The sequence below is a fragment of the Bacteroides caecicola genome (genome assembly GCF_023337095.1).
Classification (GTDB): Bacteria; Bacteroidota; Bacteroidia; order Bacteroidales; family Bacteroidaceae; genus Phocaeicola; species Phocaeicola gallinarum.
Genome location: NZ_JAMBLM010000001.1, coordinates 244,919 through 263,386, shown reverse-complemented (window position 1 = coordinate 263,386; position 18,468 = coordinate 244,919). Strand labels below are relative to the sequence as shown.

Genomic DNA, 18,468 nt, shown 5'->3' with positions numbered 1-18,468 from the left:
AAACTTTTTCCGCTCCAAGCGCAATGAAGAAATTCTCCGGCGGCACTCCCCCGAAAAATGCTACCGTTAGCATGATTTATTTCATGCGGTAGAATTGTCCGGTTCTACCCATAGAAATTATCGATTCATGCGGTAGGATTTTTTCAAACCGCCTACCGAGCCGGAAAAAGTTTAAATAAGTTCATAGTTATTTAATTGATAGACTTTCTTTAAAAGAAATTTTTTCTTTACCTAGTAATTTATAAAATCTAGTTCTGAATAAAGGAATAGCAAGAGCGGTAACTATTATCATAATCAATGTAACCAGCCATGGAAAATAATCTTCGTTTGAAATGGGATGAAGAAATATTCCGCAACACTTAATCGCCCAGTAGTGTACAGGTAATACAATCAATGCGTTGCGAGCTATATTTTTCAATATTCCTTGCAGTACACACTTGCATACCAACTTATCGAAAAGGATGAATATACTGACAATAACAAAAATACCAGTAACAGTACTGGTAATATAACCAAAGAAATTATTTCCTACTTCATTGTTCATTAGACTTATTGCTCCATTTAAATTAATTGCATAAAGATAAATTGGAGAAAGGAATATGATAATTGTTCCTAATTTTATCTTGCTCATTCCAGTCATATACTTTATTATTCTTTTTGCCAAATAGCCAAAAGCAAAAAAGAAAGAAGCTGTGAATACGGTTGAAAAACCAAAAGGAAGAATTAGGTTGTACAGATTCAATAACCATCCTGTAATCAAGCAGAATACAGCGTATATTATAATTCCTTTGGCATTGCCTTTCAACATGTGATGAATGATAAAAAACAAGACACTTACAAAGAAGAGTGTCAGAACAAACCATAAAGGACCTCCTGTAATAGGGACTCCATGATAAAAGATACTTATAAGCTCCATAATAAGAAAATCCGAATTGGAATGAATGTCTAAAGCAAGGCAATAAGGATTTAGATAGCTTTGTCTTTCCATTAAGGATAGGTCATATAGTCTTGGATCCAAAAAGGAAAATAATAAAGCTAATAAAACATAAGGTATTAACAAAACCTTTGTTTTACTCATTATGTAAGAGTTTATAGTGGTATATCGGCGTGTACTGAATAAAATCCCTGATAAGAAAAAAAAAGTAGACATACGAAAAGCTTGACAAATTGTTAATACGTCCCCCCCCATGAACGGAATGCTTATATGTGTATGTCCTAAACAAACTAAAATCAATATAAATCCTTTTAGTTCGTCTATCCAATTAATTCTCTTCATTTTAAGCTAACTTTTATGATTATACATTTAGTGGATTTTGTGAGCTATTGTCAATATTCTTACGAGACGGAATTTATATAGTGTATATAAAAGATATTCTTTGTAATTATAATATATATTTTTCCATCCTATGATTTTAAAAGCCTTTCTTATGCATGATAATGATAATATTTCAAGCAAATCATTTTGATATGTTTCCAGATTTTTTTTTGCATCTAAATTATTTCTTAACATTGGCAAGTATATCAACAATGTATATTTTGCTAGATCAAAGCTGTATGGCGTAAAATTATCTAATTTATATTTATATATCTGATCATATTTTATCTTGCAAAACAAATCGATTGATTGATTTAAAAAAGGTTTATATTGCTTGGAGTGCATTAAACTATCAGGATTATATCTATAACAATAATCTGTAAAACTAGTAACATATATTGTACTACTGTTGCATATTACTTCAATATTGAATATCATATCTTCACCTAGTCTTACTAATTCGTTAAAATAAATATTGTTTTTAATCAGTAACTCTCTTTTTATTATAAATCTCCATGAAAAACAAAAATCATTAGATGACTGAACTTTGAGGGTAGAAGAAAAGAGTTCTTTATAATTATCAATATATCCACTCTTAATTTGTGGGACTACTTGTCTCTTCTCTGGATATAGTTCATATCCAGATATAATAGTATCTACATCGTTTTCTAATATGACGCTATATATTTTAGCGTATGCATCAGGCTTTAGAAAATCATCAGAATCTAAAAAGGATATGTATTTTCCTGTTGAATTTCTAATGCCAATATTTCTGGTGGCACTTAATCCTTTATTTTCTTGTGATATAACTTTTATCCTAGTATCCTTTTTACTGAATTCTTCTAAAATATTTAGCGAGTTATCTGTTGAACCATCGTTTACACAAATCACCTCATAATCTGGAAATGTTTGATTTAACAATGAATTTAAAGAATCATGTAAATAAGACTCCACATTATATACTGGAACTATAATACTTAAAAATGGCATACTATTTCAGATAAATATTTTTCATCATTTGATTCACCAACTCCTTTGCCTGCCCCTGCTTCATTAACAAATTTATTTTCTACCGGCACTTTATGTGTGACACGCATACGGCTCCATTCATATTCAATATCTATGTGACCAATATCAATGGCCTGATATCCTCGTGTAGACAGGTCGGCAGCTAATACTGTAGCAGTGGGTCCTACTGCTAATAACACTAAATGATGAGTATCATACTTTAATACTTCGTTTAACAGTTGCTGATAGTATTGAAAAGCTTGTGTGTTGGGACAAAGGATTCTTTTGATGCTATGTACATTACCGAAAAGATCATTTCCTATTCCTAAACGGGTCTTCTCTCCTTCAATAATAAGTAAATCTTTGTTTGCCCAAACTTGCTTCCATAAATCAAAATATTGACGAGCATAGCTTTTATCTTGAAAAGGCATATAGCATCGGCTGATAAAGGCATTGTAGTAGGTAGTTTTCCGATTAAGATACTGATACCATGTTTTGCGAGTTCGGGCTATATGTGATTGCCAATAAGTACGGTCATGTTGTGTCAATGGCTTGAGAGAACTAAAGATAGGAGGAATGCAGACCATTAAATTAGGTTGTTCGTTGTGAAGAACACGGATTAATCCTTCTTGTAGTGCCCTTTCTTTTTTCTGAAACCATGTTTCTGTTCCTTCTATAAATTTTAATTCGCCATCTCCGAATCTACTCACAGAGCAATGCGTTTCTATAATTACTTTTAATGTTTCCTGAATACTTATTACTTTAGGAGCAGGATGAAATATTGCATAGAAAAAATCAATTATCTGATATACTTGTTCACGTATTCCTAAAGCTATATTCCAACCTGTATTCCATATATTTAAAAGGATTTTCTTTATTCTTTGTGAAAATGACAATTTTTCACCTGCATATACCAAAAGTGCCTTTTGAATTCCTTTTGTTTGAAACAGTTGAAAGAATTCATTGCGCTGAGGAGCTGCAGGAATACTTTTTTCCAAACACGGATTTCCAACTAAGGCTTGTTGATAATCTATCTGTCGAGTAACATAAGAAGATTTTATTTCTTTCCATATTTGTTCGGCTTTGAAACTATGTAATCCGACGAGTGAAACCCCTTTGTTATAATATAAATCGGAAGCAAAACGTTCGACTCCCCACAAATCTCCTAAGGTTATATCCGCCTGACTTCTTCCAGACTTGGCAGGACAGGCTGTACATGAAGGACGGTTGTAAAGATCTTGTAAAAATCCCTTCATGTAAAGATTATTGGCTGCTCTTATCTGTTTTTTTCGTTGATTGGCATATGTAAAACAGAGTTCATAATTATACCAACCTCTGTCTTTTTTGCGAAAATCTATCTGAATGATATCATGAGATTTCATATACTTCTCCAAAATTAATGGGCTGGGAACTCCATGACATACTACTTCCACAGTAATCAGATTTTCATATACGTGTTTTAAATAAAGATAAAGAGCTTTAATTTGACAGGAAGTACCGGAAAAAAGTACCTTTTTCGATTGTTTTAATTGCTCTTTAACAAGAGAAAATGCATGGGTTATATCTGATTGAACATATTTGGATTTTTGTAATTTCCATAAATCACATACTTGGCTTATGGAAATATGTTCCACTTTATAAGGGGACACAAAGGCAGCTCCCCATACATATCCTTTTTCTTTTTGTAGAACGTATCTGGCTAATTCATAAAAGACACCTCCTGAAGAACTATTTAAACAAATATCTTCCTGTAGGTGATAAGCTCCTGACCAATTATGAGTGGTATGTGTAATATAAGTAATTTCTTGTAATACGGGGCAAGACTTTTCGCATAAATGGCAGTCTATGCAATTTTTGCTAGTAATAACAGGATATAAGAAGCCCTCTTCATCTGTTTGCATTGTGACGCAATTTTTAGGGCAGACTATTACACAATTTCCACATCCAACACAACTTTGTTTATCAATGAGTTGAATCATAGGAGCTCATTTAATTTTGTTTTCAATTCATTCAATTTGCCTATATATTGGGGCATGAATGCTTGATAATGTTGTCTTATTTCTTTCTCATGTACCTGTAGCCATTGGAATTTTTTTACCAATTCATCTTCTTTTTGCAATGATTGTACTGGTAATACATAATGTTCTTCGTTACCAAATAAATCGCGAGCTATTCCGCGTGCTTTTACTGAATAGCCTATAACTAAAGTCGGTACTTGAGTAGAATAGCCAGCAATAGAAGCATGTGTACGTGCTGCTACGAGAAAACGGCAACGCGCAATAAAACCTTTTAGCTCTTCGGCATTATGATCAGCTATAAATACTACCCGTCCCGTGTCTTTAAATTCTTGATAGAGTGATGCTAAAGGTTTTCTGTCATCGTTTTGTTCCCATACTACATGTGGAATCAATGCGATTTGCATATCTGTATGTTCTAATATATAGCGTATTAAAGCGATATAATTTTTGAGCGTAATCCCATTAATCTTTTCATTATTCATAATTAATGGGCTTAGATTGATTCCTACCGTATTGAATTCGGTAAATTCCTGTGGCAAAGGCAAATTCTTGCAACTTAACGTAAATGCCGGATCTGGAATAAGAGAGACTTGTCTGATTCCTTTTTCATAAAGAGCTTGATAGGTAATGCTTTCACGTGCGAAAATATGGGTATAGCTTTTTAAATCATCAAGCATATCTTCTTTTATTGATTCTGGTTCGATAGAACATCCCCATAAAATAGTCTTACATTGCTTCCTTTTACAAATTTTATTTATGAGATAGATGTAAGATGGTATCCCATAACAATAGTTGTCACCTCCGATAGATAATAGCAAATTATCTTTTGTTATCGAAGAAATAATCGGTTTAAAATGTATTTTTTCAAAAGCATCCTTGTCGTGTAATACATAATAACATAAAAATGCTTTTAAATAAGAAAAACTTATCTTGCGAATTGGACTGCTTTCTTTTTCTATTAAGCAGATTTTTCCTAGTCCGACTTTGTAGTCTTGTTCCGGACGGATTGAAAACAAGATGGTTTTGTATTGGCTGAACAACTGAATTGTTGATCGTACGATGGCTTCACATCCGTGGTTACCACTGCCCCCATGAGGGTATAGAAGCAAATTCATTTCCTTGTTCCTTTTATAATTAAATATAATAAATATGAGCATTTATATTGGAATAATTTTTTTATCCATTTTGCACAAGAAAACGTATGTTCCCAATGCATTAATTCATTATGCTCTGGTATATTTATAATTTTATCAATAATATTTTTTTGAATATTTTGTTGTCCAAATATTCCGTCATATACAATTCCCCATAGTTTCTGATAAAGATATTCTTGTGATATTTTATTCCACATTTGCTGTTGTTGATAAAATATGCGAAGTATTTTCCATTGTGAATAATCTGTATCAAATTGGTCTGGACGGAAACGACTGGATAATGTTCCCGAACCTATAATCCGATAATGGTAGTTGGCTGCTGATATACAAGTGATTTCCTTTATACAACCTAAATACCGGTAATTAAAAATGAGATCTTCTCCATAAGAACAGTTTTCTGGAAAAAGGATATGATGCTTTTTTATGATTGCATATTTATATAATTTGGCTACAGGACCATAAAATAAAGATAATCTGTTCATTTCAACAAAAATCCTTGTGTGTTCTTCATCCAGTTGAAAAGTATAATCCTTTTTAGGAGCAAATATTTGTCTTGTAGTATCGGAAAATTCTTGTATAAGTCCGGATGCGACAAGCTCAGTTTGAGTTTCTAATCCTTTAAGAAGAGTATCTAAATAATTTTCATCTATCCAGTCATCACTATCAACAAAGGTTATGTATTGCCTATTGGCATATTTGATACCTGTGTTTCGTGCGGCTGACACCCCTTGATTTGTTTGATGAATGGTCGTTATCCGATTATCTATTTGACTGTAATTATCACATATATGTCCACTATCGTCCGTACTGCCATCATCAATTAATATGCATTCCCAATTCTTATATTTTTGTGCAATGACGGAATTAAGGCATTGAGAAAGATAATTAGCTACGTTATATACAGGAATAATAATTGAAATCATTCTTTGGGTTGGCTAATCGTTATTTTGTAATAAAACTATGATAAACAGTTTTTTTGTTACTCTTTAATCTTCAATAAGATTATATATTTTACTCATACTCTTTTCTAATGTAAATATTTGTCCTCTTTCTTGAGCTTTTCTAGTATAGTATGACAAAGTATTAGGATTTAACATTTTCTTAATGCCCTCATATAAATCTTCCTCGCTATTTTGAGTACAAATCCCATAATCATTATTTTCGCCTAATTGTTCTTTTACTCCAGAACATTCTGTTGATACTACAGCTTTTCCTAAAATAAGAGCTTCTGTAATAGCCGTATTATAGCCTTCTGCATATGATGAACATACATAAATGTCAGCAGCTTGTAGAAATGGATAGGGATTATTTTGATAACCTATTAATTGAACGTGGGTCGTTAGGTTATTTTCTTTAATTAAATTTTCAAGATATATTTTTTGAGGTCCTTTCCCAAGAATCAACAATTCAAACTGATAATTATCTATAACAAGCCTTTTAGCTATCTTAATTAATCTTTCATATCCTTTTATATTAATCAATGCTCCGATGCTGATTATACGATTACTTTTTATAGAAAAGTAATATGGAGTTTCGTTTTTTTTATTAGCTAATTTGATAATCCTTTCTCTATCAATAGGGTTATATATAATTTGGGTTTTTGTTTTAATTATATATTTTTTTTCAAGAATGTTTTGAACTACATTTGAAACACATACGATACAGTCCATATTGTTGTATGATTTTTGTTCATCATTCATATTCCTGAAAGCAACATTAGTCCATGGATTATTTTCTAAATCAGTATGTAACCATGCAATCCGTTTTGTATCTTTAGGAAATCCTGCTACTATTCGGGTGGCATATCCCTCAATAAAAGCGATAGCAACATCTGTTTTTTCATTGATAAATAATTGATAAAACATTTTAGGTGTACAATGGTAGTATACGAATAATTTCCATTTATTTTTGATTTTTATCCATATACGCTTCACAATATTATATTCTTGTTTAAGAGCATTAAATATGTATTTGTAGTGAATTTGTGAGGGATAAAATGGAGGACGAGGTATATCTTCCATTACCGAATAAACTGTTAGATTATATCGTTCATAATCGAAATGATTACAAATTATCTGAAGAATGCGTTGTACTCCACCTCCATAAAGATTCTCTGTGATGATTGTTACTTTTTTTTTCATAATTGACATCCATTGGTACAATAACCACATAATATGTCTGCTATTCTTTTACAAGCCATTCCATCACCATATGGATTTGAAGCATGACTCATTTTTTTATATTCAGATTCATTATCAAGCAGCAGTGTAAAATGTTTGTAAATATTTTCTTCCTCTGTTCCTATCAGTTTTAGTGTTCCTGCCAGAACGCCTTCAGGACGTTCTGTCGTATCTCTCATAACTAATACCGGCTTGCCTAATGAAGGAGCTTCTTCTTGAATACCTCCAGAATCTGTTAGAATCAGATAACTTTTATTCATGAAATTATGAAAGTCAATCACATCCAATGGTTCTATAATATGAATTCTATCGTCATCTCCTAATATGCTATTGGCCATCTCTCGAATTAAAGGATTCATATGTATAGGATAAATAGCTTTTATATCAGGATGTTCGTCCATAACTCTGCGAATCGCACGAAACATATGTTTCATTGGCTCACCAAGATTTTCACGTCTGTGTGCTGTAATTAAAATAAGTTTGGAATCGGAAGCCCATATAAGTTCTGGATGAATATAATTTTCTTTTATAGTTGTGTTTAGTGCATCAATAGCTGTATTTCCTGTTACGAAAATGCTTTTGGGATTTTTCCCTTCTGCTATAAGATTTTTTCTTGATTGTTCAGTTGGAGCAAAATTGTATTGGCTTATAATACTTACGGCTTGTCTGTTGAATTCTTCAGGATAAGGTGAATAGATATTGTGTGTCCGTAATCCAGCTTCTACGTGTCCTATGGGAATTTGTAGATAGTAGCAAGCTAATGCTGTAACAAAAGTTGTAGAAGTATCTCCATGAACAAGAACGATTTCCGGTTTTTCTTTTATAAGTACTTCTCTAATTTTTTGTAGAATATTTATTGTAATATCAAAAAGTGATTGTTGAGTCTTCATTATGGATAAATCATAATCAGGAATAACTTGAAAGGCTTCCAATACTTGATCGAGCATTTGTCTATGTTGACCTGTGACACAAACAGAAACTTGCATATTTTTCCGACTTTTTAATTCATTTACCAAAGGACACATTTTTATGGCTTCAGGGCGTGTCCCAAAAACAAGCATTATTTTCTTCATTATTAAAACGATATTATTGAAGTATACTTCGGACAATTGCTTTTGGACTAAAAGCATCGACAATAACACCTCTATATTGGCTGTAATGTTGATGTATATCTATAATGGCTTTTAAAATAGATTCTTTATTGTTCTTACAGAAATAATATCGATGGTATTGGGAAAAGAAGTCTTGGATTATTTTTTGTTCTTCTTCGGTTCCATCAAGAATAAACAGAATAGGTTTTTCTGTAGCTGAATAATGATATATTTTTCCAGGAATTTGTCCACCTCTTAGATTACACAAATGAACTAAAACTGAAGTTTTCGATTGAATCTGTTCAAGTTTTTCTAATGTAACTCTATTTGAAACAATGATTTGATCAGTTGAAGGTAATTGCAGATTGTTGTCTCCATAGATATATCCCTTATATCCAGATTCATTTAGAGCCTCATAAAAAGGGCGTAAATTCCTTGTCTGTGAATAGTAATCGCCAAAGTATCCAAATGAAATGTTTTGTTGGTTTATGCAAATGCCTTTCTCATACTTGAAATAAGGCAGTGGAATAAATTTCATTTTATGAGCACAATCTGGAAAATATATTTTCTGATAATGAAGGGTGAGGGGACTTACATAATATACATCTTCGGCTTTTTTTAAAAGTTGGTGTTCTTCATCTTGTATATAGAGTGGATGATTACCATATAAATCATGAAACCAAGGATCTTCCCAAATCTGTATCCAGCGTTTGTATTTTATTCTTTTTTCTTCAATTAAAAGAGCAGCTAACTTGTGGCTGGCAGCAGGAGAAGAATTGGAGATTACTAAATCATATTCGTCTTTTGATTGGTATCTGCTGGCATGTTTAAGCCATGTCTTTTCTAAAGGATATATAGGGTCTGGCTTATATAGTGTATAGAAAGTCTTTTTAAGTAATTTGCGAATATGATTTTTAATCGAACGTTTTGTTTTGTTCAATTTAGGTGAGGTTGCTTGTGAATCACTTACAGTATTTTGGGTTATTCTTATATATCTACTCTTTATTTTATCAATAAATGAAACAGAGTTAAATTCTATATATTTTGCATTTTCCCATTTGCGCAATTTGTTGTCAGTTTTTCCCCAACTATCATTTGCCATCAAAATTGTAACTTCTGCGTCATTTTCTAATAAACCTTGTACATATCCATTATGGCTCATGTTGGCAGAAGTGTTCTTAGTAAGACAACTTCCTGTTATATATAGCACTTTCATCTTTTGTTTTAATTTAAAGTATATCCATGCTGTGTAAGAATTCGCTTTATCTGTTCCATTCTTTGGTCCCAAGAAGCATATTGTAAAGCTGTTTCGTAATTTTTGTCAACCAAATTTTGATAAGCAGATATGTTTTGCAAGATGGCTATTATTTGTTTTTTTAATGTACCTTCCGATTCATTAAGGTTAATATCAACAACAGGATTATAACCAATTAGGTCAATAAGTTCTTGTGGAGCTTTTCCTATAATCAGGCATCCACTCAACATACCTTCCCAATATCGTTGGGTTAATGTTTCCATTTTTCCAGCTTGTTCTGGATGTGTTATTGTCCGAGGAAAAGAAACAATTATTTTAAATGTTGGTAATGCTTCTATTAATTCATTTGCTTTTGGAAATGCTAGTGTCTTATAATTTCCGTTAGGATAATATGAGTTTCTAGCATAACCGTGAATTTGATTTTCACGTTCTAATCTTTCGAGTATGTTGTGATAGAAAACATGTTGCCTCCCCAATTCAAGAATATCATTTTTTCTTATTGCTAAGGGGACTCCTTTTTGATAATCTGTTATACAAATGCCCTCTGGAATCCAATAGGCATTAATACCTATTTCTTTTTTTATTCTTTCGGCTACGCTTCTTACTGTAACAAAACACAACTTGCATTGCAGATATTGAAGATTATAAGATATACCTTCCCATCTTGCCGGCCATACATCCCATAACATGGGTATAATTTCCGAATTATAGAAATAAGGAAATGATTCTTTAAAAATGGTATCACCCGCAGCAGTAATTATTATGGCTTTCTTTTTTCGAATAAGGAATGGAAGATATTTGTTTATTAAGGTAAGTATTGTATCAGCACAATGGATAATTTTGTTTTCAATTTTTTTATTTGGGAAATAATATTGTTTTTTTGTTTTTATGCCACATGAGATAGCAGCTTCTACAAATGATTGCATGAAGCACATGTAATCTTCTTTCCTCCGTTTGCGATTTTTTATGTAGACCTTCATTTATTAATAGTTTTTATTGTGGGCTGGCATGAATGTCTTATTCATGTAATATGTGATGTTCTATATTTCCTATGATTAAATATTAATTGATTCTAATCCTATAAAACCTTCCTCATTACATCTGAGAGCTCTTCCGAACCCTTCTTGGTAACCGTCTATATGAAGTTCTGTACAATGGGGAGCTCTCATATACCATTCGACCATAGGTCGGTGCATATGGATATCAATGATGTAATCTCCACTGCCTAAATATTTAGGTAGTATTATTTGCTTTTTAATGGTGAATTTTCCTTTGTTTATTGCAGTAAGTATTCCTTTACAGTGCCCTTCTGCTAACGCAGCCATTGGAACTTCGTCTTTATTTTTTATGATGACCATAAGGTCGGCTAATAAGTTTTCGTCAGATTCTCCAATAACAATTATATTTAAGGTGTTTTTACCAGATTCTAAAATAGAAAAACTATTATCTGTATTATTAAATAGAATTTCATTGACTAGAAATCCGGATTTATGCCATTCTATATTATTAATAATTTTGTTTGTTTGTTTATGGAATGATTGACTCATTCTCAAATAGCGATTGATAGTATCATTAATATTATAACCAATATAGTCAATACAACCGTTTTTTAATATAACACCTTTATTGCATAAACTTCGTACTGCTGCCATATTATGGCTTACAAACAATACTGTACGTCCTTGCCCTTTGGAAACATCCTGCATTTTACCGATAGCCTTTTTCTGAAACTCAGCATCTCCCACAGCAAGCACTTCATCTACTACAAGAATTTCAGGTTCAAGAAAAGCTGCAACAGCAAAACCTAAACGAACAGTCATACCGCTGGAATATCGCTTTACAGGAGTATCTAAGTAGCGTTCCACTCCGGCAAAATCTACTATCTCATCTAACTTACGCTTTATTTCATGGCGGGTCATCCCCATGATGGAACCGTTCATATAAATATTTTCACGTCCTGTAAGCTCTGGATGGAATCCCGTCCCTACTTCCAATAAAGAAGCGATGCGACCTTTCGCACGAATAGCACCTACCGTAGGAGAAGTTACACGAGACAATAATTTCAATAAAGTTGATTTACCTGCCCCATTTTTCCCTATAATGCCAACTACGTCCCCTTGATTAACATCGAATGTAATGTCGCGCAAAGCCCACACAAATTCAGACTTTCCTTTTTTTGAACGGTCGTTTGTTTCACCTATTTTCAGATAAGGGTCTTCTTTATGAAGAACCACCGTTTTCCACCAACGGTTTAAATCGTGCGAAAGTGTTCCTGTACCAACTAACCCTAATTGATACAACTTACCAACACGATCGAATTGTATAGCTATTTCACTCATTTTATACTCTTTATACTGTATCCATAAAATTACGTTCTACTCTACTGAAAATAACTACCGAAAGGAAAAGGGTAATACACATAAACACCGTACTGTATAGCAACCCTCCCCAATCTAAGGAACCGCACCCCATACAACTATATTTAAAAGCTTCAAATATGGGAGTCAACGGATTCAAGGATATCAAATCGCGATACTTTTCCGGTGCCGCACTTAAAGGATAGATTACAGGGGTAGCATACATAAACAACTGAATGCCAAATGTAACCAATTGAGTCAAATCGCGATATTTTGTAGTCAGAGCCGATATAATCAATCCCCAAGACATGGCATGAAAAGCTATTAGAAAAACAAGAAAGGGAAAAAGTATCAACGTCCAGTTTATATGCAAATCGGCTCCCTGAGCCCAATAATAAAGATACATAAGAATAAACAGAACTAACTGAATTCCAAACTTTATCAGATTGGATGTTATACCGGATAAAGGTACTACCAATCGAGGAAAATATACCTTTCCAAACACACTTGCATTGGTCGTAAATACATTGGAAGAAACCATAAAAGCAGAATTAAAATAATTCCAAAGCAAAATGCCCGACATATAAAACAGCGGTTGCGGTGCTCCATCGGTAGAAATACCTGCCAATCCACCGAAAACAAACATATACATAATTGTGGTGAATATTGGCTGAATCAAAAACCATAAAGGACCTAATATAGTCTGTTTGTACACCGTAACGATATCGCGCTTTACATACATTCTATACAAATCCCGATATTTCCAAATACCTTTAATATCGACATCTAACAGTTTTTTCTTAGGTTTAATTTCTATATCCCATTTATTCTCCATTTTATCTATCCTTTTAATATATTAAAATAAAAAGCAAATGCATAAAACGCCAATAATGCCGCTCCCAATATTCGTTCATGGTTCTGCCAAAACCGTTGCTTCATAAACGGATAAATCAATACTATCGGCATGATAAACCATGATATTTGAGCAAAACGATTACTGTATGCCGCACGGATCACCAATACCCAAAAGGCATTGGTCACTAAAAATGTATTATAAATCCACTGGTAATATTCATCTTTAAAGTTACGACGGAAAATAAAATAATACCCTACAAATACGCCCATCGCACTGTACAGAAGAAAATCCCAACGGAATGTCATACTCATTTGTATAACCTCGCCCACCATATTACTACCTGTCAAATAACCGGAAAAACGGTCATCACCGATAGAAATGAAATTAGCCAAAAAACTTTGAATGCGTCCACCTACCGCATACGATGCTCCTACACACGCTATCCAACCTACCAAATAGAGATAACTGTTTTTTACAAACCATGCCAATGCTCCGGCCGCAATCATCAAGTAGCAAGATTTATGTATTCCCGTTGCTATTATACAAAGAGTTAACATCATAGGAATACGATTGACATAAGTCATTGCAAGAATAACCAAAGATGCTCCCATCCCGTTACGAATACCATTTACCCCATAGCTCCAAAAGGTAAACATTCCGAGTATGACCAAAAAAGGAATATAGTAGTAATTCTTAAAGATGCGCTGCATAGCTAACCAAAGGCATCCAATATATACAGATGTACAAAATAAAAAGAAGGTATGTATGTCACTGTTTTTTGCAAACCATCCCATCAAATTATAAAACAACCACTCTCCTTCCCATTGCCACACAAACGGTTTTACAGAATGTTGTATCTCATAAAATCCTTTTGCGTAATTAACCGTATCACCGAACACACCGGATATCGGCCTTAACCCCATATACAGAATAAGCAGAATGGTGAATAGGATTCCCCACATGGCATTCAAGGTGGCTGTATTTTTCTGGAGACTGATACCCGTATTACACTGCCAGAAGGCGACTAATACCATAACAAGTATGGTATAGTTGAAATACATTGTATAATCGGATAGAGGTATAAAATCGAACATGTATCTTTTCTGTTTTAGTTAGATGGATAATAGATGGTAGCGCACTGGATTTTATGGTCGCTCCATGAATTACTTATCAGGTTGTAGTCTGTTACAACGGATTGCTTGGAGCAGAGCATATAATCAATCCGAAACAGGTTGCCTAACGACTGGTAGGTGTTTCCCCATCCGTAACCGGCTTCTTTAAAGCAGTCGCGCAAGCCTTGACTGACTTGTGTATATGCGAACGAAGAGGGTACGTCGTTAAAATCGCCACAAACAAGAACCGGATAGGGACTTGACTGAATGGCTTCGTGTAAAAGTTGGGCTTGCTTATTACGCTTTAATGCGTGTTTTTGCATGATTTGAATCACGCTTTTTCTTTCCATGCCGGGCGTTACGCCTGTGGTTTGCAGATGTACGTTAAACAAACGTATTGTTTGTTTGCCTATGTGTATGTCTGCTTGTATGATTTTGTTGTAACTTTCCGGGAAATAAAATTCTTTTAATCCGGAAACAGGCCAGCGGCTCAGGATTGCTAAATTTAAGACTTCGTCTTCTCTACTGTTTATCGCAGTATAGGGATAATCAGGAAAAGCGGCTTTGATTGTATCCCATGCCAACAGGTTGGTGTGCGGTCGTTCTTGAAAACAGAGTATGTCGGGCTTTTCTGCCAACAGTACGTTACTTGCTTTCAATAGGGTTTCTGATTTTAGTTGAAAGTCTCTTACATTCCAGCTTACGATGCGTATAGGAAACATTTCCGAATGTACTTTCCGACTTGAAATTCCGAATCCAATCGTTTCGCTAACCTGCCAACCGCTGACAAGAAAAGCTATGGCAAACAGCCATGTCCACCGACTGTGTTTATGAAATTCCCATACCGTTAAAAAGGCATTCAACAAAGTTATCGGAATAACTGCTAAAGTTACCGGAGTTAGATAGGAAGCTACAGACGCCGTGCTGTGAGGTATAATGACCAACAACACGGTAGGAAGCAACAATAACAGCAGAATGGTCTTTTTAAATATACTCATTATTGGCAATCAGTATACTCAGGGATTCAAGTTGCTCGCTGGTCAGCTTCATGGTTTCCAACATGGGCTGGTAACGCTCCAGATGATGCAAGTCGCTCCCAACGTAGGTGTACATGCCTTTTTTGAGTAGCCATTCGCTTGCAGCTTTTGCGCCCGGATTGTAATAACCGCTCAGCGACATCAGATTCAACTGAAATTCATATCCTTCTTCATGTAGTTTCTGATAGTCCTTTTTATCCATGTAAGTATAACGTTCCGGATGGGCTATCAGGGGGAAATAGCCTGCATGACGTACTTGTTCCAATATGTCATGCAGTCCGGCAGGAGGAAGCATATATGAAGTTTCTACTAACAGATGCTTCTTACCCAATTGCAAGACTCCCGTTTCTAACTTTTGCAGGAAGGCTGCGTCCATCATGTATTCTCCGGCCTGATGGAGTTTTATCGTTCCTTTATACTGTTGTTTAAACTGTTCAAAACAGGTGGTCAATCGCTCAGGTGTATTTTGCGTAAGGTCTGACATAACGTGCGGAGTCAACCATACTTGAACAATGCCCAAACGTTCAAACCAATTCAATAAATCTAAGCTGGAAGCCGTAGAAGGAGAACCGTCATCCACTCCCGGAAGTATATGGGAGTGGATGTCGGTCATTCCTTTCAGTATGCCGGATTCCAATAATGAATGTTTTTTCTTGAAACTGAAAAACATAACTGATTAACTGCGTTTTTTCCAGAATTTAAACTTCGATCTTTTTTCTTCGTAGCCGTAACCATAGCCATAACCGTAGCCGTAGCCATAACCGTAGCCATTATTTTTAACAGACGCACCGTTCAGTATCAATGACATGTTATTTAATTGCTTGCTGCGGTACAACTTTTCCAAGTCCGGCAACATGCGTCGGTCAAATTTACCTGCACGGATAACGAATATGGTTAAATCGGCTATTCGGTTGGTGATGGCGGCATCGGCAATAATACCTACCGGCACGTTATCTACAATAATATAATCATAGCGTTTACGCAACTCGGCAATGAGCGTTTCCAAATTTTCGCTCAATAACAATTCGGCAGGGTTAGGCGCATTCGGACCGGCAGATATCACATCCAGATTCGGCGCAAACTCACTGGGCTTAATGATGTCATCTATCTTTGCATTTCCGGCGAGGTAAGTTGTCATACCACTTTCTTGATGGTGAAGATGACGACTCAATGTTCCCTTACGTATATCAAGGTCTATCAGTATTACCTTTTTCTGAGTTTGAGCAAAACTGGCTGCCAAATTGGTACAAACAAAAGTCTTACCGGCTCCGGGACCGAACGAGCTGAAGGTAATAACCTGCATTTGTTTGTTTTTGATGTGCATGAAGTCCATGTTCGTCCGCACGATACGGAAGGCTTCCGAAACGATGTCACGCCCTTGATCGCGCACGATAATATGGTTCTTCCCACGATTTTTTGCTTCCGGTATCTCACCGAGGAACGGTACACTGACTCCGTCTTCGATATCTTTCCGCGTACGTATCTTCGTATCGAAGAACATGAGTGCTATCAATATTACAGCCGGCAATGCCAATCCCTTCATCACTCCTGCCATAATCATGTTTTTCCCGTTCGGAGAAATCGGCATATCACTTCCACCGGCAGGGTCAAGCACACGGGCATCGGTTTCAGTGGTAGCCTGACTCAAAGCATTTTCCTCACGTTTATTCAACAGATACAAATACAATTCTTCTTTGATACGTTGCTGACGCTCGATAGACAACATCTGACGTTGCTGTGTCGGAATATTTGCCACACGGCTTTCAGCTTCTCCCGCACGACTTCTGGCTTCACGCAACTTGGCATCAATTCCTACAATCACATTGTCGATATCGCGGATGATGTTTTGTCGCAGTGCCATCAGTGAATTGTTCAACTCTTGTACCACCGGATTTTTATTGCTACTGTTTTTTATCAACTTATCACGTTTCAGCTTGTTTGTATTATACTGGGTGATTTGGGTTTCAATATTCATATCGGCAATACCTGTATTCGAAGGAAGCAGTCCCGTAATCTTCGAAGGGTCGGTAAGATAGCTCTTCACGTAATTAGCCATTTGCTTTTGCAACTCCAATTCGGTAATCTGATTTCCATATTGCTGTTTGTCGGCTACCGACATACTGGCTGCCGATGATACATCAATCAATTCGTGCTGACGCTTATACGACTCGATTTCAGATTCCACACCACCCAATTCTTTCTCGATGATAATCAACCGGTCATTAATAAACTTCGATGTATTGATGGCTATCTGATTTTTATCTTTTACAGTTTCTTCATTATAGATCGTAATCAACGTATTCAACACATCATCTACTCGCACCGGAGACTGATCGCGCAGGCTAAGATAAAGGATGGAAGCATCGTTTTCTGCTTGCGTAATCGATAAATTAGAACTGAAGATACTTGCCATGTTATCTACGCTCATCTTATGTACGGTGATGGTCGAACCGTACCATTTATTGGCATAATAAAGCGTAGGCGTTATCAACAACTTTCCTATCGGTGTTTGAATGGTATCGTTCAAAGTTGCATTCATTGACTGACTGTTAACCGTATTGCCTATAAAATTCGATAGCCGGACGGTTTTGTCATCAATAGGAATTACGTCTACACTGAAATCTTCATGTTCTTCCGCTTCAAGAAAAGACAGATTTACCGGAGCTTGTGTGTACAATTCGATTTCTCGCAAACCGTCCATCACAGTGTAGCAAACTTCAGCATGTAACCGGCTCACCACGTCGCGCATCAGTTTATAAGATTGAAATTGCAAAATTTCATTCGCCACGTTAGTGTAACTGTTCATCTGAAAACGGTCTAATCCGTAATTATAATTATTATGACCTGCATTTTTTATCATAACCGTTGCCGAGCTGGAGTATTGATAAGGCGTTTTGGCATATTGATACCATGCATAGCCTCCGAATACGGCTATAGACAGCACAAACCAATACCAACGGGCTAACAAATACATCAGCATATCTAACGGATTGATATTAAATCCGCTGCTGCTTTGGGTTTTATCATTGCCTGACAGGTCTTTCTGTTCGCTCATTTGTATCATAACGAGAATAAATTAAGAGTT

Annotated in this window: 15 protein-coding genes; all 15 read right to left on the bottom strand. The window is 35.2% G+C overall.

The window, feature by feature from the left end; all coding sequences use genetic code 11:
• Positions 1–187: 187 nt before the first annotated feature.
• The 15 genes from M3085_RS01010 to M3085_RS00940 all read right to left on the bottom strand — a co-directional run bounded on the left by M3085_RS01010 (position 188) and on the right by M3085_RS00940 (position 18,447).
• Positions 188–1,276: an acyltransferase family protein gene (locus M3085_RS01010; protein ID WP_249052092.1), complete on the bottom strand. Its 1,089-nt coding sequence runs from the start codon at positions 1,274–1,276 to the stop codon at positions 188–190.
• Between the two features lie 27 nt (positions 1,277–1,303).
• Positions 1,304–2,305, bottom strand: a complete 1,002-nt coding sequence (locus M3085_RS01005) for a glycosyltransferase family 2 protein (protein WP_249052091.1) — start codon at positions 2,303–2,305, stop codon at positions 1,304–1,306.
• Entirely contained in the window at positions 2,293–4,302 is a 2,010-nt protein-coding gene (locus tag M3085_RS01000; protein ID WP_249052090.1) for an SP_1767 family glycosyltransferase, read from the bottom strand. Before M3085_RS01000 ends, M3085_RS01005 begins: the two co-directional genes overlap by 13 nt.
• The gene (locus tag M3085_RS00995; protein WP_249052089.1) at positions 4,299–5,456 is read right to left on the bottom strand and encodes a polysaccharide pyruvyl transferase family protein; all 1,158 of its coding nucleotides are present in this window, start codon (positions 5,454–5,456) and stop codon (positions 4,299–4,301) included. Before M3085_RS00995 ends, M3085_RS01000 begins: the two co-directional genes overlap by 4 nt.
• Entirely contained in the window at positions 5,453–6,418 is a 966-nt protein-coding gene (locus tag M3085_RS00990; protein ID WP_249052088.1) for a glycosyltransferase family 2 protein, read from the bottom strand. The genes M3085_RS00995 and M3085_RS00990 overlap by 4 nt, the downstream gene beginning before the upstream one ends.
• 63 nt (positions 6,419–6,481) lie before the next feature.
• Complete coding sequence (locus tag M3085_RS00985) at positions 6,482–7,636, bottom strand: glycosyltransferase (protein ID WP_249052087.1); 1,155 nt, start codon at positions 7,634–7,636, stop codon at positions 6,482–6,484.
• The gene (wecB, locus tag M3085_RS00980; RefSeq protein WP_249052086.1) at positions 7,633–8,748 is read right to left on the bottom strand and encodes a non-hydrolyzing UDP-N-acetylglucosamine 2-epimerase; all 1,116 of its coding nucleotides are present in this window, start codon (positions 8,746–8,748) and stop codon (positions 7,633–7,635) included. Before wecB ends, M3085_RS00985 begins: the two co-directional genes overlap by 4 nt.
• Positions 8,749–8,761: 13 nt before the next feature.
• A complete protein-coding gene (locus M3085_RS00975; RefSeq protein ID WP_249052085.1) occupies positions 8,762–9,982 on the bottom strand; it encodes a hypothetical protein in 1,221 nt (406 codons plus the stop codon).
• 8 nt (positions 9,983–9,990) lie between these two features.
• Positions 9,991–10,947 carry a glycosyltransferase gene (locus M3085_RS00970; RefSeq protein ID WP_249052084.1) on the bottom strand — a complete coding sequence of 319 codons (957 nt, stop codon included), beginning with the start codon at positions 10,945–10,947 and terminating at the stop codon, positions 9,991–9,993.
• Positions 10,948–11,076: 129 nt separating this feature from the next.
• Complete coding sequence (locus M3085_RS00965; RefSeq protein WP_249052083.1) at positions 11,077–12,360, bottom strand: ABC transporter ATP-binding protein; 1,284 nt, start codon at positions 12,358–12,360, stop codon at positions 11,077–11,079.
• A 10-nt stretch (positions 12,361–12,370) separates the two neighbouring features.
• The gene (locus tag M3085_RS00960; protein ID WP_249052082.1) at positions 12,371–13,213 is read right to left on the bottom strand and encodes an ABC transporter permease; all 843 of its coding nucleotides are present in this window, start codon (positions 13,211–13,213) and stop codon (positions 12,371–12,373) included.
• 5 nt (positions 13,214–13,218) lie between these two features.
• On the bottom strand, positions 13,219–14,328 hold the full coding sequence (locus M3085_RS00955; protein WP_249052081.1) for an EpsG family protein: 1,110 nt from the start codon (positions 14,326–14,328) through the stop codon (positions 13,219–13,221).
• A 14-nt stretch (positions 14,329–14,342) separates the two neighbouring features.
• Positions 14,343–15,344 carry an endonuclease/exonuclease/phosphatase family protein gene (locus M3085_RS00950; RefSeq protein WP_191710670.1) on the bottom strand — a complete coding sequence of 334 codons (1,002 nt, stop codon included), beginning with the start codon at positions 15,342–15,344 and terminating at the stop codon, positions 14,343–14,345.
• Complete coding sequence (locus tag M3085_RS00945; protein ID WP_204501153.1) at positions 15,331–16,053, bottom strand: tyrosine-protein phosphatase; 723 nt, start codon at positions 16,051–16,053, stop codon at positions 15,331–15,333. Before M3085_RS00945 ends, M3085_RS00950 begins: the two co-directional genes overlap by 14 nt.
• Before the next feature lie 6 nt (positions 16,054–16,059).
• Positions 16,060–18,447: a GumC family protein gene (locus M3085_RS00940; RefSeq protein ID WP_249052080.1), complete on the bottom strand. Its 2,388-nt coding sequence runs from the start codon at positions 18,445–18,447 to the stop codon at positions 16,060–16,062.
• Between the last annotated feature and the right edge of the window lie 21 nt (positions 18,448–18,468).